The sequence below is a fragment of the Pseudomonas boreofloridensis genome, from assembly GCF_030580795.1.
Lineage (GTDB): Bacteria > Pseudomonadota > Gammaproteobacteria > Pseudomonadales > Pseudomonadaceae > Aquipseudomonas > Aquipseudomonas boreofloridensis.
Genome location: NZ_JAUQOQ010000006.1, coordinates 189,089 through 211,859, shown reverse-complemented (window position 1 = coordinate 211,859; position 22,771 = coordinate 189,089). Strand labels below are relative to the sequence as shown.

The 22,771-nt window shown below is 61.2% G+C and carries 20 protein-coding genes and 1 pseudogene; 11 read left to right on the top strand and 10 right to left on the bottom strand.

All coding sequences use genetic code 11. The features are described from left to right. Positions 1-199 precede the first annotated feature (199 nt). The 5 genes from Q6A47_RS09855 to Q6A47_RS09835 are packed head-to-tail and all read right to left on the bottom strand — an operon-like array spanning position 200 to position 6,586. Entirely contained in the window at positions 200-1,252 is a 1,053-nt protein-coding gene (locus Q6A47_RS09855; protein WP_116888335.1) for an NADP(H)-dependent aldo-keto reductase, read from the bottom strand. A 37-nt stretch (positions 1,253-1,289) separates the two neighbouring features. Continuing rightward, positions 1,290-2,642, bottom strand: a complete 1,353-nt coding sequence (locus Q6A47_RS09850) for an LLM class flavin-dependent oxidoreductase (RefSeq protein ID WP_304484191.1) — start codon at positions 2,640-2,642, stop codon at positions 1,290-1,292. Beyond that, positions 2,639-3,913, bottom strand: coding sequence for an acyl-CoA dehydrogenase family protein (locus Q6A47_RS09845; protein ID WP_116888337.1), 1,275 nt, complete (start codon positions 3,911-3,913; stop codon positions 2,639-2,641). Before Q6A47_RS09845 ends, Q6A47_RS09850 begins: the two co-directional genes overlap by 4 nt. 40 nt (positions 3,914-3,953) lie before the next feature. Then, entirely contained in the window at positions 3,954-4,886 is a 933-nt protein-coding gene (locus Q6A47_RS09840) for an ABC transporter permease (RefSeq protein ID WP_116888338.1), read from the bottom strand. Beyond that, a complete protein-coding gene (locus Q6A47_RS09835; protein WP_304484190.1) occupies positions 4,883-6,586 on the bottom strand; it encodes an ABC transporter substrate-binding protein in 1,704 nt (567 codons plus the stop codon). The genes Q6A47_RS09840 and Q6A47_RS09835 overlap by 4 nt, the downstream gene beginning before the upstream one ends. A 520-nt stretch (positions 6,587-7,106) precedes the next feature. Here Q6A47_RS09835 and Q6A47_RS09830 point away from each other — a divergent pair. From Q6A47_RS09830 to Q6A47_RS09815, 4 genes and pseudogenes are all read left to right on the top strand, one after another. Continuing rightward, positions 7,107-9,266: a TonB-dependent receptor family protein gene (locus tag Q6A47_RS09830; protein WP_369811452.1), complete on the top strand. Its 2,160-nt coding sequence runs from the start codon at positions 7,107-7,109 to the stop codon at positions 9,264-9,266. An 86-nt stretch (positions 9,267-9,352) separates the two neighbouring features. Next, entirely contained in the window at positions 9,353-10,084 is a 732-nt protein-coding gene (locus Q6A47_RS09825) for a class I SAM-dependent methyltransferase (RefSeq protein ID WP_304484188.1), read from the top strand. A gap of 124 nt (positions 10,085-10,208) precedes the next feature. Then, positions 10,209-10,550: pseudogene (locus Q6A47_RS09820) on the top strand (transposase); the annotation flags it as partial. 452 nt (positions 10,551-11,002) lie between these two features. Further along, positions 11,003-11,638, top strand: coding sequence for an SEN1982 family lipoprotein (locus Q6A47_RS09815; RefSeq protein ID WP_304484187.1), 636 nt, complete (start codon positions 11,003-11,005; stop codon positions 11,636-11,638). Between the two features lie 84 nt (positions 11,639-11,722). Here Q6A47_RS09815 and Q6A47_RS09810 read toward each other — a convergent pair whose 3' ends face one another. Together Q6A47_RS09810 and Q6A47_RS09805 are read right to left on the bottom strand one after the other, a co-directional pair. Further along, a complete protein-coding gene (locus tag Q6A47_RS09810) occupies positions 11,723-11,932 on the bottom strand; it encodes a beta/alpha barrel domain-containing protein (RefSeq protein WP_029614805.1) in 210 nt (69 codons plus the stop codon). 136 nt (positions 11,933-12,068) lie between these two features. After that, a complete protein-coding gene (locus Q6A47_RS09805) occupies positions 12,069-12,851 on the bottom strand; it encodes an IclR family transcriptional regulator (RefSeq protein WP_039577928.1) in 783 nt (260 codons plus the stop codon). A gap of 152 nt (positions 12,852-13,003) precedes the next feature. Here Q6A47_RS09805 and Q6A47_RS09800 point away from each other — a divergent pair, with 152 nt between their 5' ends. From Q6A47_RS09800 to Q6A47_RS09785, 4 genes are read left to right on the top strand one after another with little or no spacing between them, the layout of a single operon-like run. Beyond that, positions 13,004-13,762, top strand: coding sequence for an ABC transporter substrate-binding protein (locus Q6A47_RS09800; RefSeq protein WP_029614806.1), 759 nt, complete (start codon positions 13,004-13,006; stop codon positions 13,760-13,762). A 45-nt stretch (positions 13,763-13,807) separates the two neighbouring features. After that, positions 13,808-14,464: an ectoine/hydroxyectoine ABC transporter permease subunit EhuD gene (ehuD, locus tag Q6A47_RS09795; protein WP_029614807.1), complete on the top strand. Its 657-nt coding sequence runs from the start codon at positions 13,808-13,810 to the stop codon at positions 14,462-14,464. Then, positions 14,461-15,204 (top strand): amino acid ABC transporter ATP-binding protein, encoded by a 744-nt coding sequence (locus Q6A47_RS09790; RefSeq protein ID WP_039577929.1) that lies wholly within the window; start codon positions 14,461-14,463, stop codon positions 15,202-15,204. The genes ehuD and Q6A47_RS09790 overlap by 4 nt, the downstream gene beginning before the upstream one ends. Beyond that, positions 15,201-16,484, top strand: a complete 1,284-nt coding sequence (locus Q6A47_RS09785) for an NAD(P)/FAD-dependent oxidoreductase (protein ID WP_304484186.1) — start codon at positions 15,201-15,203, stop codon at positions 16,482-16,484. Before Q6A47_RS09790 ends, Q6A47_RS09785 begins: the two co-directional genes overlap by 4 nt. 93 nt (positions 16,485-16,577) lie before the next feature. Here Q6A47_RS09785 and arfB read toward each other — a convergent pair whose 3' ends face one another. After that, positions 16,578-16,991 carry an alternative ribosome rescue aminoacyl-tRNA hydrolase ArfB gene (gene arfB / locus Q6A47_RS09780; RefSeq protein ID WP_304484185.1) on the bottom strand — a complete coding sequence of 138 codons (414 nt, stop codon included), beginning with the start codon at positions 16,989-16,991 and terminating at the stop codon, positions 16,578-16,580. Positions 16,992-17,214: 223 nt separating this feature from the next. Here arfB and Q6A47_RS09775 point away from each other — a divergent pair, with 223 nt between their 5' ends. Further along, positions 17,215-18,273 carry a DUF1176 domain-containing protein gene (locus Q6A47_RS09775; protein WP_304484184.1) on the top strand — a complete coding sequence of 353 codons (1,059 nt, stop codon included), beginning with the start codon at positions 17,215-17,217 and terminating at the stop codon, positions 18,271-18,273. 20 nt (positions 18,274-18,293) lie between these two features. On the opposite strand, the gene Q6A47_RS09770 is transcribed toward Q6A47_RS09775, so the two are convergent. Then, positions 18,294-19,040 carry a sulfite exporter TauE/SafE family protein gene (locus Q6A47_RS09770; protein WP_304484183.1) on the bottom strand — a complete coding sequence of 249 codons (747 nt, stop codon included), beginning with the start codon at positions 19,038-19,040 and terminating at the stop codon, positions 18,294-18,296. Between the two features lie 89 nt (positions 19,041-19,129). Here Q6A47_RS09770 and Q6A47_RS09765 point away from each other — a divergent pair, with 89 nt between their 5' ends. Both Q6A47_RS09765 and Q6A47_RS09760 read left to right on the top strand, forming a co-directional pair. Next, a complete protein-coding gene (locus Q6A47_RS09765) occupies positions 19,130-20,020 on the top strand; it encodes a LysR family transcriptional regulator (protein ID WP_304484182.1) in 891 nt (296 codons plus the stop codon). A 127-nt stretch (positions 20,021-20,147) separates the two neighbouring features. Next, positions 20,148-21,416, top strand: a complete 1,269-nt coding sequence (locus Q6A47_RS09760) for a DUF2254 domain-containing protein (RefSeq protein ID WP_304484181.1) — start codon at positions 20,148-20,150, stop codon at positions 21,414-21,416. Positions 21,417-21,438: 22 nt separating this feature from the next. On the opposite strand, the gene Q6A47_RS09755 is transcribed toward Q6A47_RS09760, so the two are convergent. After that, positions 21,439-22,731: an MFS transporter gene (locus tag Q6A47_RS09755; RefSeq protein WP_116888347.1), complete on the bottom strand. Its 1,293-nt coding sequence runs from the start codon at positions 22,729-22,731 to the stop codon at positions 21,439-21,441. Positions 22,732-22,771: the final 40 nt, after the last annotated feature.

Genomic DNA, 22,771 nt, shown 5'->3' with positions numbered 1-22,771 from the left:
GACGGGTGCCACCGGTGCCGATGGCCGGACCGGTGATCACGGTTTCAACGGTTTGAGACATGTGTGTCGTCCTCTCCATACACCTCTGTAGCAGCACGGCTTGCCGACGGTAGCCATTTCACAACCGCCACCGCCGGCAAGCCGTGCTGCTACAGGGTGTGTGTCGGTCATGAAACCATGGCGCCCACCGGATGGGTGTCTAAGGCGCCGGGTTGGGAACGCGCTGATGAACAGCCTGAACCTGCGCCTTGATGTCTTCGCTAAGTTCGACGTTCAGCGCGCTGAGGTTGTCCCGCAGTTGCGCCAGCGTGGTTTGCCCGGTCAGAGCGCTGGTGACGAAGGGTTTGTCGATGAGGTACGCCAACGCCAACTGCGCCGGGGTCAGACCGTGCTGGCGTGCGATTTCGACGTAACCGGCAATGGCCTCCTGAGCCGAGGGGCTGTCGTAGCGATTGAAGGTGCGATACACCGCCGACAGCCGCGACCCTTCCGGGCGGGCGCCATTGAGGTATTTGCCGGTCAGCGCGCCGAACGCCAGTGGCGAATAGGCCAGCAGGCCCACGCCTTCGCGGTGGCTGAATTCCGACAGCCCGCCCTCGTACAGCCGGTTGAGCAGGCTGTACGGATTCTGAATGCTGACAATGCGCGGCAACCCCAGGCGTTCGCTCTGCTTGAGAAATTCCGCGACACCCCACGGCGTTTCATTGGACACGCCAATGTGGCGAACCTTGCCTGCCTTGACCTGATCGGCCAGCACCGACAGGGTCTCCTCGATGGCTACGCTGCCGGTGTCGTCCTGATACGGGTACTCGCGCTGGCCAAAAATATTGGTGGTGCGGTCTGGCCAGTGCAGTTGGTAAAGGTCCAGATAATCCGTTTGCAGGCGCTTGAGGCTGCCGTCCAGTGCTTCGACGATGTTGCGCCGGTCGTGGCGGCTCAACCCGTCGCGGATGTGCCGCTGGCTGTTGGCATCCCGCGCTGGCCCCACGACTTTGCTTGCCAGCACCACGTCGGCGCGGCGTCCGCTGGCGGCCAGCCAGGTGCCGATGTAGCGCTCAGTGGTGCGCCATGTCTCGGCCTTGGTGGGTGTGGGGTACATCTCGGCGGTGTCGATCAGGTTGACGCCTTCGGCCAGCGCCAGGTCAATTTGCTGATGAGCATCGCTTTCGCTGTTCTGGTGGCCCCAGGTCATGGTGCCCAGACCCAGCACGCTGACCTTGATGTCGGTGTTGCCCAATTGGCGATAACGCATGGTGATTCCTTGCAGTGGCAAAAATGAACGCCGTGGCTCAAGCCCGCAGCGCGTATTGATTGGTCGGGAATGGCAGCCCCAGGTGTTCGCGCAGCGTGCTGCCGGTGTACTCATGGCGGAACAGGCCTCGCCGCTGCAGCAACGGCACCACCTCGTCAACGAAGATCTCGACGCCGGACGGGAACATGTCCGGCATGATGTTGAAGCCGTCGGCGGCATGAGCCAGGTACCAGTGGCTCAAGGTGTCGGCCACTTGCTCGGGCGTGCCGACCAGCAGACGGTGGCCAACCAGAATGCGCCGCGACAACTGACGAATGCTCAGGTTTTCCCGGCGAGCGAGGTTCAGCTGGGCTTCGAGAAAACCCTGCGAACCGCGCTCAAACTCCGCCACAGCGCCGATGCGTTCCCATGGCAGCGGCGCATCCGGGTCTAGCTCTTTCGCTGGAATGCCAATGCGCCCTGCCACTTGTTCCAGCAGGCCATGTTCACCGTGCCAGGCATTGAGCGCGTCGAAGCGGGCATGGGCTTCGGCTTCGGTGCTGCCGATCACGGTGGATAGCCCCGGCATGATCTTCAGGTACTCGGGGTTGCGCCCCCATCCCGCTGCACGCGCCTTCATTTCGCGATAGAACTGCTGCCCGTCCTCAAGCGTGGTCTGGGTGGTGAAGATCGCATCGGCGTAGCGTGAACCCAGTGCCTTGCCGCCTTCCGAAGAGCCCGCCTGAACCAGCACCGGTCGCCCTTGGGGCGAGCGCGGCACGTTCAGCGGACCCTTGACCGAAAAGTGCTGACCGACGAAATCGATGCTGTGCACCTTGCGCGGGTCGGCGAAATGGCCACTGCGGGCATCGCCGATGATGGCGTCGTCTTCCCAGCTGTCCCACAGCTTGAGGGCCACGTCGAGAAATTCGTCGGCGCGGGCATAGCGGTCAACATGCAGCGGTGCTCCGGCCAGACCGAAGTTCTGCGCGGCGGCGTCACCGGCGTTGGTCACCACGTTCCACGCAGCCCGTCCACCGCTGATGTGATCCAACGAGGCGAACCGGCGGGCGATGTTGAAGGGGTCGTTGTAGGTGCTGGATGCCGTGGCAATCACCCCGATGCGCTGCGTCGCCAGCGCAACAGCGGTGAGCAGCACGGTGGGTTCCAGCCGGCCACCTGGGTGTTTCGATACATCCCCTGCCAGCGCCGGGCCGTCGGCGAGGAAAATCGCGTCCAGACACCCCCGCTCGGAAATGCGCGCGATGTTGCGGTAATAGTCCACATCCAGATAGGCGTTGACGTGGACTTCAGCCTGCCGCCAGGCCCCGGAATGCGCGCCAAAACCGAGGATGTTCATGCCCAGGCTCATCTGCCCGTCACGCAGGTTGCTGTGTTGGCTCGTGCTCATGCTGCGCTCGCTTCGTCACGGGCGCCTGCGGCCTGCTTCTCGGCATCGGCTGCCTGCAGACTGCGCCACGCCGCGTTGGGGGTGATGTCGTTGAGGTAGTAGTTACCCAGCGCCCGCTCGCGGTAGATCGCCGGGTTGTGCGAGGCCAGGGTCCGGGCATTGCGCCAGTGGCGGTCGAAGCGCCGGGTGACGCTGGTGGCGGATGCCCCGCCCACTTCGAACAACAGCGTGGTGGCTTCCAGCACCTGTTCCAGCACAATCTGCTGGGCCTGGTAGGCGCGGATTTCCGCCTCGGTGTAATGCGACTCCTGGGCATACCCGCCCTGCTCCGCCTCATGGACCTCCTGCAGCACCTGCGCCACCGCCAGCACTTGCGTGCGGGCGGCATAGGCCAGACTCGACAGTCGCCCGATGACGCGCTGCACCAGCGGATCATCTTTAGGGCTGGACTGCCCCGGAATGCCGAACCCCCGCGTGCGGGCTTTGACGAAGGTGGTTGCATCGCGCAACACGGCGTTGGCGATGCCCGCCAAAGTCGCCAGATGGAACAGTTGGTAGAACGCACTCAGGTAGGATTCAGCGCGCAGTTCGTCCTTCTTGAAACGCCGCACGATGTGTTCCTGCGGCACCTTCACCGCTGAAAAACGCGTGGTGCCGCTGCCGGTCAGGCGCTGGCCGAAACCGTCCCAGTCATCCTCCACCGACACCCCGTCGGCATCGGTGGGCACCGCCAGGCTGACGAAATCCTCACCGTCCAGTGCCACGGCGGCGATCCAGTCGGCGTACAGGGTGCCGGTGCAGTAATACTTTTCGCCATTGAGCGTCCAGCCGGCATCGGCGTTGCCCGGTTCCAGCGGGTCTAGGGTCACGGAGTTACGGGTGGTGTCCGTACGCTCGGCCATGGCCGCTCCCCACAACTGGCCCGCCACCACCTTGGGCAGCCAGTAGTCCTGCGACGCCTCATCGCGGCTGGACAGTCGCCCTTCCACGAAACCGAAATGCGCACGCACGATCTGCGGCAAATTGGAATCGGCTTCACCCAGATCGATCAGCAGACGGAACAGTTGCGGCAGGCTGGCGCCCAGCCCGCCAAGGGCCTGGGGGACGCGCAACGCGCCAAACCCCGCATCGCGCAGCCATTGCACGGCCTCAAAGGCCAGCTCGCGCTCTTGCTCGCGGGCCACGGCGGTGTCGGTGATTCGCGCGAACACCTCGGCGAAACGCCGGTGCAGGTCTTCGTAGGTCACTTCGGGGACAGTCGGAGCACTCATGATTTTTCCTTGTTCAGGGACATTGCGCCCGCCCGGCGACTCATTCGTGAGCGCCTCGCGGGTCGATCCAGCGGTTGATCAGGTCGACGGCCAGGTTCACCACCACGTACACCGCAGCGGCCAGCAGGGTCACCCCCAGCACCATGGGCACGTCCTTGTTGCTGGTAGCGTCGAGCATCAGGCGGCCCAGGCCCTGGCGGGCGAACAGCAGCTCGATGACCACCGCGCCGCCCAGCAGACTGGCGAAAATGAACCCGGCCAGGGTCACCAGCGGCACCAGCGCATGGCGCAAGGCATGGCGCAGACGCACGGCGGTCTCGGACAGCCCGCGTGCACGGGCCATGGCGATGAAGGAGTGTTCGAGGGTGTCTTCCAGCGACTGGCGCAACAGTTGGGTCAAGACCGCTGCCAGGGGCAGTGCCAACGCGACGGTCGGCAGAATCAGCGAGCGCCAGCCCACCGAACCCGAAGGCGGCAGCCAGTGCCAGTGAAAGGAGAACACCAGCAACAGCACGATGCCGATCACGAATGAAGGCGACGACGAGATCACCAGTTCGCTGCCTGAGGCCAGTGAACGGACCCACGACGCACGATTGGCGGTGAGAATCGCGCAGGTCAGCGCCAGAACGATCGCCACGATCGCGGCACTGATCGACAGCTGCACGGTGGCGCCAATCTGCTCGCCGATGGCCTGAGCCACCGGGATTCGCAAACGATAGGACTCGCCCAGATCCCCTTGCAACAAGCGGCCGAGGTAATGCCCGTACTGGACAATCAGCGGCTGATCCAGACCGTATTCAGCGCGCACCCGTGCCAGCAATTCCGGCGTTGGCAGCGCTTCCGGGCCGCCGAGAATCGCCAGCGCGGTGTCGCCACCACTGAGGCTGACTGCCAGGAACGTCAGCGTGGCCGCGCCCCACAACACTCCAAGCCCCGCCAGCAGGCGCTGGCCAATTTGTTTGAACAGGCTCATGGTTGTCCCCGGTCTAGCCAGACGCTGGTGAAGTACGGCACGTTATGCGAGGTGTCGAAGATCACGCCTTTGACATCGCGTCGGTAAGCGGCGAGTACCTGGCTTTCCACCGACGGCACCGCCGGTACGGTCTCAGTCAGGCGTTGCTGGGCGATGCTGTACAGGTGCTGCAGCTCAACGGGATCTCGGGACTGGCGTGCGGCACTGAGCACGCGGTCCAGCTCGGCATCGCGGAATTTGCCCGCGTTCTGCCCGATCAGTTTGGCCGTGCTGATGGACTGACTGTGGTAAAGCACGAAGAGCCCGTCTGGCGTATTGGTGTGCCAGTAACCCGCCGCCAGCGCCTGAAACTTGCCTGCATAGCGCCGCTCGGTGACGCGGGTCAGCGGCAGCATTTCGATGGGCATGTCGAAGCCGACCTTTTTCAGGTCCGCTTGAATGGCCACCGACACGCTGGCCGGGAAGGCCGGGTTGTCGTAGGTCAGCAAAGTGGCTTTCAAGCGCTGGCCGTTTTTGGTCCGGTAGCCCTGGGCATCGCGCCCGGTCCAGCCTGCCTGATCGAGCAAGGCGTTGGCCGCGTTGACGTCGTATGCCAGGGCATCGTTGTTGGGCTGATAAAAACGGGTGTTGGCGGCCAGAAAATCCGCCTTGGCGATGAATTCGCCGAAGCCGGAAATCCACGCCAGCCCTTCACGGTCAATGGCCTTGGCCACTGCGCGTCGAATCAGCACATCGTCAAACGGCGGCTGCTCGACGTTGAAGGTCATGCTGCGGCTGGGGTTGCCCTTGCGGATACGACTGCGCAACACCAGATCCGGGTTGGCCCGAATCGCGGCGGCGTTCTGCGGCGGTGCGTCCAGTGCGAAGTCCGATTGACCGGACTCCAGCGACGTGAAGCGAATCATGGCCTCGGGCACGTAGCTCAACTCGATCCGGTCCAGATAGGCCTCGCCCTGATGACGAGTCACCGGCGGTGCCCAGTGGTAGCCCTTGCGCTTGACGAACACCGCACCCTGATCGCGGGTGTAGCTCAAGAGTGTGAACGGGCCGCTGCCGACAGGGTGCTCGGCAATGCTTTTCGGTGCCTCGCGAATCTGCTTCGGCGAAATCATGCCCAACCAGGACTGTGCCAGCACGTCCAGAAACGGCGTGTATGGTTCACGCAAATGTGCTTCGAAGGTGTACTCGTCAATGATCCGACCTCCGGTGTACGGCGCGATATAGGCGGCTGCCAGCGGCGATTTGGTGGCTGGATCGCGCATATGGTCAAGATTGACCTGCAACGCGGCGGCGTTGAATTTTTCGCCGTCGCTGAAGGTCACGTCGTCGCGCAGGTGAAAGGTGTAGGTCTTGCCGTCGTCGGAAATGTCCCACGACTTTGCCAGCCAGGGTGAAATGTTGCCCTGCTCGTCCTGCGCCACCAGGCAGTCGAACAGAATGCGCCCCATCCACTGCATGTTGCCGTTGGACAACGCGTGAATGTCGAAACTGCCCGCGTCCGACGCCGCTGACACACGAAGGGTGCCGCCGCTACGCCCCGGTGATTGCTCATGAAAGTCCGATGCCGGGTAAGTGACCACACCATTAGTCAGTGTGCCATCCGCATGGACAGCCCCCGATACCGGGGGTGTTGCTGGCGAGCACGCACTGATGGCCAGCGATAACGACATCACAGCGGTCAGTTTATAGAGAGCAGACAAAGTGCATTCCTTAAATAAACAAGCTCATCGACATCCAGCATCGATAAGTTCACTTGCTATGCAGGGAACATGCCATGCCACGGGCAACTTGTTAGAAGGAGATTATTGCCAACTGCCCACACCCGCTTGTTAGCCCGCACCACAAATGGCGCCAGGCTTGTTCGCGTCGATTGGCAAAGCGATTAAAAAGTCGGTCGCACCAAGCCCCTTTTACTAAAGGGCCTGCAGACTGATTCTATGCATAGAAGCAAATCGATTAACGCCCTGCTGTGCAACTTACAAAGTGTTTATCTTCTGTTGCTTTTTCGACACTTCGTTAAAAACACCCGAACTGTTGAGTTTTAAACACCCCTTCAAAACAAAGTGCGGCACTCAGCAGGTCTTACAGCCGAACAGGTACTTAAAACACACGAAATCTCACGGCATAAACCTTGGCACAGAAACTGCTGAACCCCTCACAGGCATGACTATACGAATAGAAAGCTGAAACTCTTTTATCTATTCATAAGGAACACCTTAGATGCATTCAGCTTTCCGGAGAGAGTTACAGACATTATCTCTGGCCATTCACAGGGCCAGTTGGCTGACACTGGGATCGGCGTTGCTGCTATCACCCGGTGTGTACGCCGACGACACTGCGCAGCCTGCCAGTGATGCCCAGCAGACCACCACGCCCAGGCTCAACACCGTGACCGTACAGGCGCAGAAGATCACCGAGGTGGAAGCGGCGAAAAGCCAACTCGCCGAAGTGCCCGGCGGCACCAGCGTGGTGGACAGCGAACAGGTCGCCAAGGGGCGAACCGCTACCCTGCAAGACACTCTGGCCTACCAGCCGGGGGTGTTCGTGCAGTCCACCGGCGGCAACGACGCGGCGAAGATTTCCATTCGCGGCTCGGGAGCCAACACCTCGCCAGGGTATTTCCGCGAGGGGATCAAATTCCTCTTCGACGGCTTGCCGATCACCGGGCCGGGGGGCACCCCCTACGAGTTTCTCAACGCCTCCGGGGTCAATTACACCGAAATCCTGCGCGGCGCCAACGCGTTTCAGTACGGCGCCCTGACCTTGGGCGGTGCGATCAACTTCGTCAACCAGACCGGTTACACCGCCCCCGGCCTGCGCCTGCGTGCCGAAGCGGGCAGCTACGGCTACCAGAAACAAAGCGTGAGCATTGGTGGGGTCGAAGGCAATTTCGACTACTACCTCAACGCCGACAACTACCGCAACGACGGTTACCGGGACTACAGCCTGTCGAAGAGCCAGGGCATCGTGGCCAACTTCGGCTACAAGTTCAGCCCCAAACTGGAAACCCAGTTGCTGCTGCGCTACCGCGACGAGTACCACAACGACCCGAGCGCTACGACGCTGGACGCAGTCAAACACCACACCCGGGATGCCAGCGCCACGGCGGCCACCAGCGGCGCGGGCAGCCGTCGTCCCGGCAGCGTGTGGGTGGGCAGCAAGACCACCTACACCTTCGACGACGACTCGAAGCTGACCTTCGGCGCCTCCTACTACGAGTACGCCCACAACAACAGCCCGAACAGCCCGGCCAACCCCAGCTACTGGGACTGGCATGACCTGTCGTTCGTTCTGGGTTACGACCGCACCGACAAGCTGTTTGGCCATGAAAGCCGGACCAACCTGGCATTCACCTCCACCGAACACCTCAAGGGTGAAGTCAACTCCACGTTCGCCAACAAGCAGACGCGCAAGTTCGTCGATTACGGCTCATCGTTCGACCACGTGTTTTCCTTTGGAAACGACCTGGAACTGGTCGACAACCTGTGGCTGACCAGCGGCCTGTCAGCGATCAACGTGCGCCGTCACGCCGACGTCAAACAAGCGCTGCAAGCCAACACCACCACCTACCCGACCGACGTGACTTACGACAATTGGAGCCTGGCGCCGCGAATCGGGGTGCGCTACGAGTTCACCCCGCAGTTGCAGGTCTTTGCCAACGTCAGCCGCTCCATCGACCCGCCAGCGTCGTGGGAATACTCAGGCTCGGGCCCGACCACGCCGTATGTGCGTCCGTTGGTGGAACAAAAAGCCAACACCGTCGAGATCGGCGTGAAAGGCGCTTCAGGCATTTTCGATGGCAGCCTGGCGCTGTATCGCTCGTGGGTGCGTGATGAACTGCTCAACGTGCAGATCGTTGCCCCGACCGCGACCACCGCCGCAGTGACGGGTGCATTCAACGCGACCCCGACCATCCACCAGGGCATCGAAGCCGGATTGAACACTCGCTTGTGGGAGAACGCGTCCGGCGAGCAGATCAACTGGCGTCAGGTTTACACCTACAACGACTTCTACTACCGGCATGACCCGACTTTCGGTGACAACCAGTTGCCGGGCATTCCCAAACACATCTATCAGGGCGAGCTGCAGTATCAGCACCCGGCGGGCTTTTACACCGGCGTGAACGTACAATCGGCCTCACGCACGGCCGTTGACTACGCCAACACCTTCTACGCCCCGTCCTACACCATATTCGGTGCAAACGTGGGCTACGAAACGCCGAATAAAAACTGGAAAGTCTCGCTGGACTTGAAAAACCTGGCGAACAAGAAGTACGTGACCGCTGTGCAACCGATCTACAACGCCAACGGTCAGGACACCGCGTCGTTGTATCCGGGTGACGGCATCGGCGCTTACGTGGCGGTGGAAATGCGCTACTGAGGATCTGCACGTTTGACGACAGGGCCTCTGCTTTCGGCAGTTGGCCCTGTTTGTCGTTCAGGCCCCGGCCTTACAAGGAATTCACCATGACCCAGAACATTTACGACACCCAGGCTTTCTTCGACGGCTACAGCCAGTTACCCCGCTCCCGCGAAGGCCTGGCGGGTGCGCCGCAGTGGCCAAGCGTGCGTGCGCTGCTGCCCGACTTCTCAGGGCAAACGGTGCTGGACCTGGGCTGTGGCTACGGCTGGTTCAGCCGCTGGGCCATCGAGCAAGGCGCCGAACGCGTACTGGCGCTGGACGTCTCGGAAAAGATGCTTGCCCGCGCGGCCTCGATCAATGCCGACGCGCGCATCGACTATCGACGTGGCGACCTGGAGAACGTGGCATTGCCCAAGGCAGCGTTCACGCTTGCCTACAGCTCGTTAGCGCTGCATTACGTGAGCGACCTCAGCGGTTTGTTGCAGCGCATTCACGACGCGCTGCGACCGGGCGGCAAACTGGTGTTCACCCTCGAGCACCCGATCTACATGGCGTCGCTGCACCCGGACTGGATCGTCGACGGCGAAGGCCGTAGGCACTGGCCGGTGGATCACTATCAGGTGGAAGGTCCACGCGAGACGAACTGGCTCGCCGATGGCGTGATCAAACAGCACCGCACCCTTGGAACACTGGTCAACCTGCTGATCGCCAGCGGCTTTCGTCTTGACCACCTCAACGAGTGGGGCCCCTCACCACAAGACCTGACCGCGCATCCGGCCCTGGTCGATGAAGTCCACCGACCGATGATGCTGATCGTCGCCGCCGGCCGCGGCTGACGCTCTTTTACTGACCTCACTGAACAGACACACCATGAATCCTTCTTTGCATCAACACTCGCGCATCCTCGTCGTGGGCACCAGCGCGGCAGGCAAAAGCACCTTGGGCGAACAGTTGGCCAACGCACTGGATGCGTTTGAAAACGGCCCTTGGGGCAAACAGTACCCAACGATAGTTGCGGCATGGAGAAGAGCCTGGGATCGAGTGATTCCATTCTTTGTCTTCCCGTCAGGCATTCGAAAAGTGATCTATACGACCAATGCGATCGAAAGCATCAACGCCCAGCTACGCAAGATCATCAAAACGCGTGGTCACTTCCCAACGGATGAGGCCGCCACCAAGCTGATCTGGCTGGGGCTGCGGAACATCACGGCAAACTGGGGCTCAGCGGCCCATGACTGGAAAAATGCGATGAATCAATTCGCGATGCTGTACGGAGATCGATTTATCAGGCCGACCTGGTAAAAGCATGGCCAGCCTGACGGCAGGCCGTTATCGGCCCGCACACAAAAAATCTGACACTCTCCGATTGCGGCATTTTCCTAGGCGACAGCCCTCATGTCGTGCCCGGTTAGTAAATATTTGGCGGCCTCCCAATAAATAGCAGTAAGTGCTTTCGATCATCCAAGGCGTAAGGGGCTGCTGCATCAAAACTCTCCATAAGTCCTGAGCTACCCTACCCCTATAAAATGAGAAAAATTGAATAACTACACTAAATATTCATTTAGTTTAGTTATCTACCAGCGTCAACCAAGCGCGGCGGCACGAAGTAAACAAGTTCCCGCTCAACTGTGCCTAGAATCAGATCTTTCCCGTCCCCACGGAACCATCACAACGCAAATCTCTCCAACCCCGCATCCGGTATTCCAGTCACTGGCAGGATGCCGGTCCATCCTAACTGACAAGGACGCTCCGCAATGCGCACCATGCTGCTCCCTTTAGCCATCGTTACCACTGCACTCGTCGGCTGCTCGGACCCCAAGAAAGCCTCCGAAGAAAACTTCGAAAAAGCCGCGCAGGCCTGGCTCGACAAGGCCTATCCAGAGTGCCTGGTCACATCGACGTTCCCGATGAACACCCAAGAGTTCGACGTCTACGGCACTAACAAGACCTTGAATGCCTTGGCCGAGGTCGGCGTGCTGACAGCCGTGGAGACGTCTCGCAAAGACTATCCCGAAAACATCTTTCAGAAAGCCCGTACCGAAATCAAATATCGGTACGAACTCACTGACGAAGGCCGCAAGTACCTCAAAGATGACGCGCGTACGAAGCCTGATGGCACCGTCATCCCGGGCCTGTGCATCGGCCGCGCAAAGGTCGACAAGATTGAGCAGTTCAGCGAGCCTGGGGACATGATGGGCCACAGGATTTCTGAGGTGACCCACACCTACAAGGTCGACGATCTGCGCAAGTGGGCCTCCACCCCGGCGTTGATGGACGTCAATAGCGACGTCAAACGCATGGTTGCCAGCCAGGAAAAACCCATCCGCGAAAAGCGCGCCTTCGTATTGACGAACAATGGCTGGATTCACGAGCGGCTGTTCCGCGAGTAACGGGCGTCTTTGCAGGCTGCGACGCCCTCGTATAGGGGGCGTCGCCCTTCCCCACTTCCTGCAACATCACTACGCCCACACGACCTAACGCGTCCCCGGCACCCAATCAAGAATCTCATCGATCCCCAGGCACCGCGGTTCCACTTCCAGCGTCCGCCCATGTTCGAGAATCCCTGCCGCCACATCACGCATGGCCATGTTGGCACTGCGCAGCATGTGGTTGGCGTAGATCACCGCGTTGAGGCCAGCCTCCTCCAGTTGGTCGAAGCTCAAGTGCGCGTAGCTGGTGGGCACACAAATCAGCGGTATTCGCGGGCACTGGCGGCGGAACAGTCGGGCGAACTCGAGGACCTCAATGCTCGGCCTTGCCCCCGGTATCGCCGTCGAAAATCATCGGCAGCGAACACAAATCGAAAATTTCGATGCCTGCTCAAAGCTGCAACGCTCGAATCGACGTGGTGATCGCGCGCGCACACTCCAGCACGGCCGGTGCCAGGCGCCGCTCGGCGTCCTCCACCGTCCAGCGGCTGGTGGGCGCTACCACGTGCACGGCTGCCACCGGAATACCGTCGCTGTTGCGCACTGGCGCCGCCAGCGCCATGTCTCCGAGGAACAGCTCCTCACAGTTGGTGGCGAAACCATTTCTGCGGGCTTGCTCGATCCGCTCGAAGATCTGCTCAAGGGTGGTCAAGGTCTGGTGGGTGTGCTGGACAAGCTCGCAGCCCTCGAGGCGCTCGAGCATCTGCGCCTGGTCGAGCGCACTCAGGTAAGCCCTGCCCGAGGCCGTGCAGTACATCGGGATGCGGCTGCCCAGCGGCAGATGGATAGGAATGAACTTCGGGCCCACGAAGCGCGCCACGTAGATCATGTCCTGCCCGACCGGCTCCGTGAGGTTGGTGGTTTCACCGGTGACCTGGGCCAACTCTGCGAGGAAGGGATTGGCGACATCCACCAGGGTGTTGGAGGCGAGGTAGTTGTAGCCGATCTCCATGATCTCGGCAGTGAGCTGGAATCGCTTGGTGACGGCGTTCTTTCTCACGTAACCGAGCGCTTCGAGGGTGTGGATCATGCGCTGGGCCGAACTCTTGTTGATACCGGCCGCCTGGGCAACCTCACTCAGATTCATCGTCCGGCGCCGGGCGTTGAACGCCTTCAGCACAGCGAGCCCTTTTCCAAGCGAGTGATTGAAAAGAATATTTTCGTCTTCACTCATGATTTTTCACCCTTTGAATATCGATATTCGATACTTATAAATCTCTTTACGATTTTTGTAAATCGCTTATAGTGCGACCAAGGCCCCTGCCCTGATCCCGAGGCCCCTTTCCACCAATAACGATAAAAATCATTCAGTCAGGAGTGCAGTCCATGCGTTCATCCCTTCGTGCTTTCAGTTGCGCCATGGCCGTCGCGGCCACTGTTCTTGCAAGCAATGCCCACAGCGCCGACGCGTATAAAGTGGGTGCAACAGCAACAGGCGTCCCGTTCACGTTCCTCGATGTGAAGACCAACACGATCCAAGGCATGATGATCGACTCGGCACAGGCCGTCGCCAAGGCCGGTGGTTTCGACGTCAGTGTCTTGCAAACCAACTTCTCGGCACTGATCCCCTCCCTGACAGCCAAGAAGATCGACATCATTTCCGCGGCGATGCTCAAGACCCCAGAACGGGAAAAGGTCGTCCAGTACTCCAAGCCCGTCTATGAATACGGTGAAGCATTGGTCGTACGCGCTGATGACACGACGCGCTACACCAGCATGGATGATTTCAAGGACGAAGTGGTTGGGGCTCAAGTCGGCACGGTGTTCATCGACGAACTCAAGCGTCGCGGCCTCTACAAGGAAGTCCGGGGTTACGACTCGATTTCCGACCTGTTGCGTGACCTGGCACTCGGACGCATCAAGGCGGCCTTCGCCGACAAACCCATTCTCACGTATCAGGCCTCCCAAGGCGTGCTGAAGAACGTTCGCCTGGTCGACAGTTATCAGCCGAGCCTCAAAGGCGAGGTGTGCTTGATCGTGCGCAAAGGCGATGAGCAACTGCTGGAGCAGGTCAATCGCGGTATCGATGCCATCAAGGCAGATGGCACGCTGGATTCGATCATCGCCAAATGGCACATCAACTGACGCGATGACCCTCCCCGGGCGCCTCTAGAAACGGCAGGTATTCCCATGCTTCTGCAGAACGTTCTGGACTTCCTCCCCATTCTCCTGGAAGGGGCGGTCGTCACGCTCAAGGTCACGGTGCTTTCCTTCGTGCTCAGTTCGGTGATCGGGCTTGTCTTCGCCTTGATGATGGTGTCTCAAAGCAAGGCGATCTCTCGGACGGGCTACACAGTCGTCAATATCATCCGCGGGCTGCCCATCATCGTGCAGCTGTTCTACATCTACTTCGTACTGCCCGATTTTGGCGTGCAACTCAGCGCCTTCCAGGCCGGTGTCCTGGGCCTCGGTATTGCCTACTCGGCCTACCAGGCTGAAAACTTCCGGGCGGGCATCCAGGCCGTTCAGCAAGGGCAGATCGAAGCAGCCGAATCGATCGGCATGCGCGGCGCGATGATCATGCGCCGAGTGGTGCTCCCGCAGGCGTTCAGGATCGCCCTGCCCCCCTACGGCAATACGCTGGTGATGATGCTCAAGGACTCCTCGCTGGTGTCAACCATCACGGTCGCGGAAATGACCCGTGCGGGTCAGCTGATCGCCTCCTCGACCTTCGAAAACATGACGGTTTACACCTTGGTGGCCGTGCTCTACCTGGCCTTCAGCTTGCCGCTGTCCTACGGACTGCGCCGCCTGGAAGCCCGCTTGGGAACGAGGAAGAACGCATGATCAGCATCAAGTCGCTGCACAAGAGCTACGGCTCGACTCGCGTGCTGGAAGGCATCGATCTGGAGGTCGACAACGGCGAAGTCGTCTGCCTAATCGGGCCTTCGGGCTCCGGAAAGTCCACGTTGCTGCGCTGCATCAACGGCCTGGAAACCTATGAAGGTGGCGATATCTTCGTTTCCGGAGCGCGCGTGGACAGGCACGGCAAGGCCATCCACACCATCCGCACCGAAGTGGGCATGGTGTTCCAGCGCTTCAACCTGTTCCCGCACCGCACGGCGCTGGAAAATGTCATGGAAGGCCCGGTGTACGTGAAGAAGGAAAGCGTCAGTGCAGCGCGCGAGCATGCCTTGGCGCTCCTTGAGAAAGTGGGCCTGTCACACCGTGTCGATGCGTATCCGGATCAGCTTTCGGGGGGCCAGCAACAGCGCGTGGCGATCGCACGAGCACTGGCCATGCGACCCCAAGCCATTTTGTTCGATGAACCGACCTCCGCCCTCGATCCGGAACTGGTGGGTGAAGTGTTGAGCGTCATGCGGGCACTGGCCAAGGAGGGTATGACCATGGTGGTCGTAACCCATGAGATGGCGTTCGCCAAAGAGGTGTCCGACAAAGTGTGCTTCCTGTACGGCGGCAACATCGTGGAATCCGGTGCGCCCCAGGACGTGTTCGGCAGGCCCTCCCACCCGCGCACCCAGGAGTTCCTGCGCCGGATTCTGAACACCGGGGAGTCGACGGGATGAGCGCGAACAGTCTTGCAATGCCGAAGTCCCTGTGGGCCGCCACAGGCGCGCCTGCACCGGCCACTCCTGCGCTCGCCAGCGACACCCGCGTGGATGTCGCGATCGTGGGTGCCGGCTATACCGGTATCACCACCGCGCTGCACCTGGCTGCGGCGGGCACAACGGTGTGCGTGCTCGATGCGGGGGAGCCTGGATGGGGGGCGTCCGGACGTAACGGTGGCCAAGTGATTCCCGGCCTCAAATACGATCCCGACGACCTGGCCAAGATGTTCGGTGCGCGTGCCGAAGCCATCATCGAGGTGGCCGGGCATGCGGCAGATGAGGTGTTTCGCTTGATCGATCACTACGGTATCGAGTGCGATGCCGTGCGCAACGGCTGGATACAACCCGCGTTCACCCCTACGGCCATGCGTGCGATCGAAAACCGCGCGCGGCAGTGGCAGCGACGCGGCGTGCCGGTGGAGATCCTCGATGCAACGGCCACTGCGAAGAGGATTGGTAGCCAAGCCTACCTGGGCGCGTGGGTCGATCCTCGGGCTGGTAGCGTTCATCCGTTGAATTTCATCAGAGGCCTGACCCGCGCCGCCCTCCAGCATGGTGCGCAGATCCATGGCCAGACCCGCGTGGTCGGGCTCAAGCGCGAAGGCGAGCGCTGGACGCTGACCACGGCCCAGGGCAACCGCGTCACTGCGCAGCGCGTCGTGCTTGCGACGGATGGCTACTCCGACGATCTATGGCCGGGTCTCAAGCAAACCGTGATCGCGGCCAACAGCTTCATCGTGTCTACCCCGCCGCTGCCCGAGGACATCGCCCAGCAGATTCTGCCGCAAGGCGAGGTCTGCTCGGATTCACGCAGGCTCCTGCTGTACTACAAGAAGGATGCGGCAGGACGTTTCCTGCTTGGCGGGCGCGGGCCTTTCTCAGAACCGAAATCCCACAACGATTTCAACCCGCTCAAGCGTGCGGTGACCTCGATATTCCCTCAGCTCCAGGGCGTTGGGTTCGAGCATCACTGGAGTGGAAGGGTGGGCCTGACCCGGGACTTCCTCCCGCACGTGCATGAACCCGAGCCGGGTTTGAGCATTCTGCTGGGTTACAACGGCCGGGGGATCGCCATGTCCACCACGCTGGCCAAGCACCTGTCGCAACGCATTCTCGGCACGACCCAGGCTTTACCGTTTCCCATTACCCGCGTGGATCCGATCCCCTTCCACAGCCTCCAGCGTTTGTACCTGGGCGCGGGTATAGCCTGGTATCGGATGCTGGATGCCATCGCTTGATGAGGCTGGCGTCAGGGCTTGCTCGGGCGTTGCCTGTATCGCGTCCCGAGCGATCCCGAGCGCGCACTGAAACTCGATCTGCCGTGCGCAGGGTTAGAAATCCACTTTGCCCCGACCCGCCTTGACCGTACTACGCCTGGCCTTGCCATCCAGGCGACGGGTCTTGGAACCCAGCGTCGGCTTGGTGGGGCGGCGTTTCTTCTCGGTCTTGCCCGCAGACACGATCAAATCGGCAAGACGCGTCAATGCATCGGCACGGTTCTGCTCTTGGGTTCGGTACTGCTGGGCCTTGATGATCAACACGCCATCGCCGGTGATGCGACTGTCACGCAGTGCCAGCAGGCGCTCTTTGTAGAATTCGGGCAAGGACGAGGCGCGGATGTCGAAACGCAGGTGCACGGCGCTGGACACCTTGTTGACGTTCTGCCCACCGGCGCCTTGTGCACGAATATAAGTGAGTTCGATGTCGGCATCGGGCAGATGCACGGTATTCGAAATGGTCAGCATCGCAGAGTCCTCGTGATTGCCACCATTATCACAGCCTCCGGGGCTAGCCCATAGCCTGGAGAGCCGGAGGCGTGAAAACACCGAGACCCATCCGGTCCACGGGCTGCGACTATTTTGACTGTGACCCCTCCCCTCATTCTTGTGCCAATCGCTCACCCAGGCTGCTTGCCACACCGGTTCATGCGTTAATCCCTGCTCCCCACTCCATTCGCACGCCCCGACCATGCGCCGTCTTCTCGCCCTGCTGACCTGCCTGATCGCCTCTACCGGCCATGCTGCCGACTCGCCGCCGCTGTCCCGAGACATCAAGGACTGGAACGTCACCTGCGACAACGTGCGCACCTGCACCGCCGTGTCCACCCGGCCTGCCAGCGCCGAGCTCGGTGAGTTGTATTTTCCACTGCGCATCGTGCGCAAGGCCGGGCCTGAAGACGCGTTGCACATCAGCGTCTTCAGCTACAACGACCTGCATGGCGATCCGCTGATCGACTACGAATCGCTGCGCATGCCGCTGGTCGAACGCAAGCGCGCGGACTTCGACGTGACCGAGGTACCTGAACTGCGCAGTGCGAGCGGTGCGGATGCCCTGACCTTCATCCACGCACTGCGCAACGCCAGGCAGTTGGCCTTCAGCACCTCGGATGGTCCCTCGAGCGCCTCGCTGATCGGCATGACCGCTGCGCTGTTGTTGATGGATGAGGTGCAGGGCCGGATCGGTACGGTCACCGCGCTCGCGCGGCCGGGAGACGCGCCGGCCAGCGACGTGCCGCCGGCCCCGCCCACGCCCACGTTGCCGACCTGGACCGCTCCGTCCTCCCTGAGTGCCACGCACACGCAGCAGCTACTGGACACTGCCATGGCTGCGAGCCGCGGCGACTGGCAGCAAGATGTCATCGAAGGCGACGAGCCCACCGGGAAGGTTTATGCGCTGACGGACGAACAAGCGCTATTGATCGTGCAGACCGGCTGCAGCGCCTACAACTGCGATTATCGGCTGTACCTGATGCCCCTGGCGCACCCGGAACAGGTTCGTCCAGCCCCCTTCCAGACGATCGCCCAGTTGCCTGACCTGGCTCCCGACGGCAGCGTCCAATTCGATAGGGCAACGGGCGAGTTGACCAGTCTGCAGTTGGCCAACGGCATGGGTGGCTGCGGCGTAACGACACGCTGGCGCTATGACGGTGAACGTTTCGTGCTCAGTCATGCCGCGCAGATGAGTGCCTGCATGGGCCTGAACGATGCCGATTGGCCGGTGCTGTGGGAGACCGCTGTGCAGCCGTGATAGGACCAGCCTCGTTGGCATCACAAAAAAGGCCGCGAGGCCAACTCCAGACCCAGCACTGCCAGAAAGATCAAAAAGCACTGCTTGAAACGCTTCGGACTGATCCGCGTTCTAATGGAGTGCCCAACGAACATGCCCACCATCGCAGGAATGACAGCCAGCGTCGAAAGACCCACCTGCTCGAATTTCATACCGCCATGCAGCAGCAACCCTGCAGCCAATGCCACCGTCGAGGTGGTAAAGGACAACCCAAGCGCCTGCACCAACTCGTCCCTTTCCAATCGCAACGACTGCAAATACGGAACCGCCGGCATTACGAACACACCAGTAGCGCCGGTGATGGCGCCCGTTACCAGACCTATGACCGGCGAGAGATAGCGTTCGGCACGCTGGGAAACAACGAAGGTTGTGGAGAACAGGGCATAAAGCGCGTAGATGAGCAGCGCACTACCCAAGGCAAACCCAGACCATGCCGGATTGACGGAGACAAGCAATGCCGCTGCCGGCAGCGTTCCCACGACAATGGCAGCCTGCATGGGCCATAAGCGACGTATCAAGTGGTAGGTCCCTGGTCCGGATACGCACTGCCAGACATTGGTCACCAATGACGGAATGATCAACAGTGCGGCAGCGGCGGACGGTGGCATCGCGGTGCCGAGCAATCCCATCGCGACAGTGGGCAACCCCATACCTGTGACGCCTTTCACTGCCCCTGCGGCGATGAACGTCAACGTCAGCATCACCACAAAAAAATAGGTCTCGTTCATCCCTCGATTGAAGGCCATCGCACCCGGTGCGCACAATCAGGACTTTTTCCGCTACCCTTCGGGCAGTCCGAAGGGTTGAGGAGACGTTGATGCGATTCGATCTAGCCGACCTTCGTCTTTTTCTCTGTGTGCTCGACGCCGGCAGCATCACGCAAGGCGCGCTGTCGGCCAACCTTGCCTTGGCATCGGCCAGTGAGCGACTGCGTAGCATGGAGGCCGATGCAGGGGTTGCCCTCCTGGAGCGCCATTCACGCGGCGTCACCGCAACCCAGGCGGGCGAAGCGGTTGCCCACCATGCTCGGCTCATACTGCAACAACAAGCCGTTCTGAAAGGTGAACTCAGGGGATTTGCATCGGGTGCTCACGGCACACTGGCCTTGTACGCGAACACGGCAGCACTGACCCATTTCCTCCCCCCGAGACTTGCGGATTGGCTGGCTGCCCGGCCACACCTGCATATGGACTTGCGCGAGCGAACCAGCGCAGAGATCGTGCAAGGGGTCACCGCGGGGTTGATCGAAGCGGGCATCGTGTCAGATTCATCCAACGCTGCGGACCTGTGTGTTCGCCCAATTGCACGGGACCACCTCGTGCTCATCGTGCCCGCCACTCACCCGCTCGCCACGCGCAAAGCAGTGCATTTTTTTGAAGTGGTCAATGAGATATTTGTCGGCCTGGCTTCGGGTAATGCCCTGCAGGATCACCTCGAGGATCAAGCCAAGGCCCTTGGCCGTCGATTGACGCTGCGCATCCAGATGAAGACCTTCGATGGACTGTGCACGATGGTCAACCGGGGGATCGGAGTGGCAATCTTGCCTCAGTGCATCGCTGCCCGACATCGACGACGCCACTCATACTCGACCTTGGCTATCGAGGATGAGTGGGCACGCCGCCAATTGTGTGTGGTCTACCGAGAGTGGCTGACATTGTCGCCAGCCATGCAAAGCTTGCTGGAGCACTTGGGTGCCTGTGCCGATTGACCCCATCGTTTCAGCATGAAGAACAGCCCATCCCCAATAAAACTTTCAGCCTCCCGCACCACTCAACCAGGCACTGCGCCAATCTCTGTACAGGGCGCGCCGTTCCTCAACTGCGTAGGTAAAAACGATGATCGCTCGATGGCGCTGGGCCTTGGGTCAAATGACCAAGCGACTGTGGTTCCGTGCCACGTTGTTCTCGTTGACCGGCGTGATCACCGCGCTGCTCGCCATCACCTTGCGCGATTTCGTACCCCCCACGCTACCGGCGAAAATCGGCGCCGATTCGGTCGACAAGATCCTGGGGATCATCGCTTCGAGCATGCTGGCGGTCACCACCTTTTCACTGAGCACCGTGGTCTCCGCCTACAGCGCCGCCAGCAATGGCGTCACACCCCGGGCGACCACCCTGGTGATGGAGGACTCCACCACCCAGAACGCCCTTGCGACGTTCATTGGATCGTTCCTGTTCAGTCTGGTCGGCATCATCGCGCTGAGTACCGGTGCTTACGGCGCGCAAGGCCGAGTCGTGTTGTTCGCCGTGACCCTGGTCATGATCGTGTTGATCATCTACACCCTGCTGCGCTGGATCGACCACTTGTCCACGCTCGGCAGAGTCGGTGAAACCATCGACCGGGTCGAGAGCGCGACCCTCGCAGCCCTTGAGCAGCGTGCCCGCTGGCCGTTCATGGGGGCCGCCCCTTACCCCGTCGACGTCGCCCTCCCCGCGCAGGCAATGACGATCGTCAGCGTGGACACCGGCTATGTCCAGCACATCGATGTGAGCGCGCTCGCGGTGGTTGCCACGCGGCATGACGTCGAGATCTACCTCGAGGTACTGCCTGGCAGCTTTGTCCACCTGGGTGCGCCCCTGGCACGCCTGCTCAACACGTCCTCAGCCAGCAGCGACCTGGAAACTGAACTGCGCCACGCGATCACCGTGGGGCTGCGCCGCACCTTCGATCAAGACCCGCGTTTCGGCCTGTCGGTGCTGGCAGAGATCGCCTCGCGCGCCCTGTCCCCGGCCACCAATGACTCCGGTACGGTCATCGATGTGATGGGGCGCGGGGTGCGCTGTTTCTCTAAATGGGCTCTTCAGCCCGCCGACACCGATGACATCGACGCACACTGCCGGCGCGTGCATGTACGCTGCGTTGAGGTACACGACCTGTTCGACGACTTCTTCACCTTGATCGCTCGTGACGGCGCGGGCCTGCTGGAAATCGACATCCGCATGATCAAGGCCTTGATCAGCTTGACCGAAATCGACTCCGCCCGCTTCGGCACGCAGTGCCGGTTGCACGCGGCACTGCTGGTCAAACGCGCCGAGACAGCGCTGGTCTTGGATGAGGAGAAGACACGGCTCAGGGCCGTGGCCGCCCCCTTGCTGACTGAGTGACCGGCTCAGCCAGCACCGGCACTTACGGCGCGGCGACCCGGCCGCGCACCGCCATCTTGCGGTACAGCACCAGCGTTGCGCTCAACGCGCACAGCGCGGCGAAGGTCACCCAGTACGCGGGCGCGGCCTTGTCGCCAGTCTCATGAATCAGCCAGGTCGACATCGCTGGGGTGAAGCCGCCGAACAGCGCCGTCGCCAGGCTATAGGCCAGCGAGAACCCCGCCACTTTCACATCTTCGGGCATGATTTCGGTCAGCGCGGGGATCATCGCGCCGTTGTACATCGCGTACAGGAACGAGAACCACAGCAGCACTTCCAGCATGTGCGCGAAGCTCGCCGCTTGCGCCAGGTAGGAAAGCGCCGGATAAGCCGTGAACACGGTCAGTACGGTCATGGCGATGAGCATCGGCTTGCGTCCGAAGCGGTCGCTGAGCGTGCCGCCAATCGGCAGCCAGAAGAAGTTCGACACCCCGACCAGCAGCGTCACCAACAAGGCATCGGTGGTGCTCAGGTTGAGGACGGTCTTGCCGAAGGTCGGCGCATACACCGTGATGAGGTAGAACGCGCTGGTGGTCATCGCCACCATCAGCATGCCGCCCACCACCACGCCCCAGTTCTGGCCGAGTGTGGCGATCACCTGCTTCATGGTCGGGCGATGGCTGCGGTTTTCGAAGGCTTGCGTTTCTTGCAGGTTGCGGCGCAGGAAAAAGATGAAGGGAATGATCAGGCACGCCACGGCGAACGGTATGCGCCAGCCCCACTCGCTGATCTGCAAGGGCTGCAGCGACTGGTTCAAGGCATAGCCCAAGGCGGCGGCGACGATGATTGCCACCTGCTGACTGCCAGACTGCCAGCTGGTGTAGAAGCCCTTTTTGCCGGGTGTGGCCATTTCGGCGAGATAAACCGAGACACCGCCCAGCTCAGCCCCGGCGGAGAAGCCTTGCAGCAACCGCCCGATTAGCACCAGCAGCGGCGCCCAGTAGCCAATGGTGGCAAAGCCGGGCACCAGCACGATCAGCAGCGTGCCACTGGCCATGATCGACAGCGTCACGATCAGGCCTTTGCGCCGACCGACGTCGTCGATGTAAGCCCCCAGCACGATGGCGCCCAACGGGCGCATGAGAAAGCCTGCACCGAAGACGGCGAAGGTCATCATCAAGGACGCGAACTCGCTGGAGGCCGGGAAGAAGGCCCCCGCGATCTGGGTGGCGTAGAAGCCGAACAGGAAAAAGTCGAATTGTTCGAGGAAGTTACCCGAGGTGACGCGAAACACCGCAGCGGCTTTGGACCGAGCGGCGTGGGGTGACGCAGGCATAGACGGTTCTCCAGCGTAAATCTTCTTGATGTTGTGCACT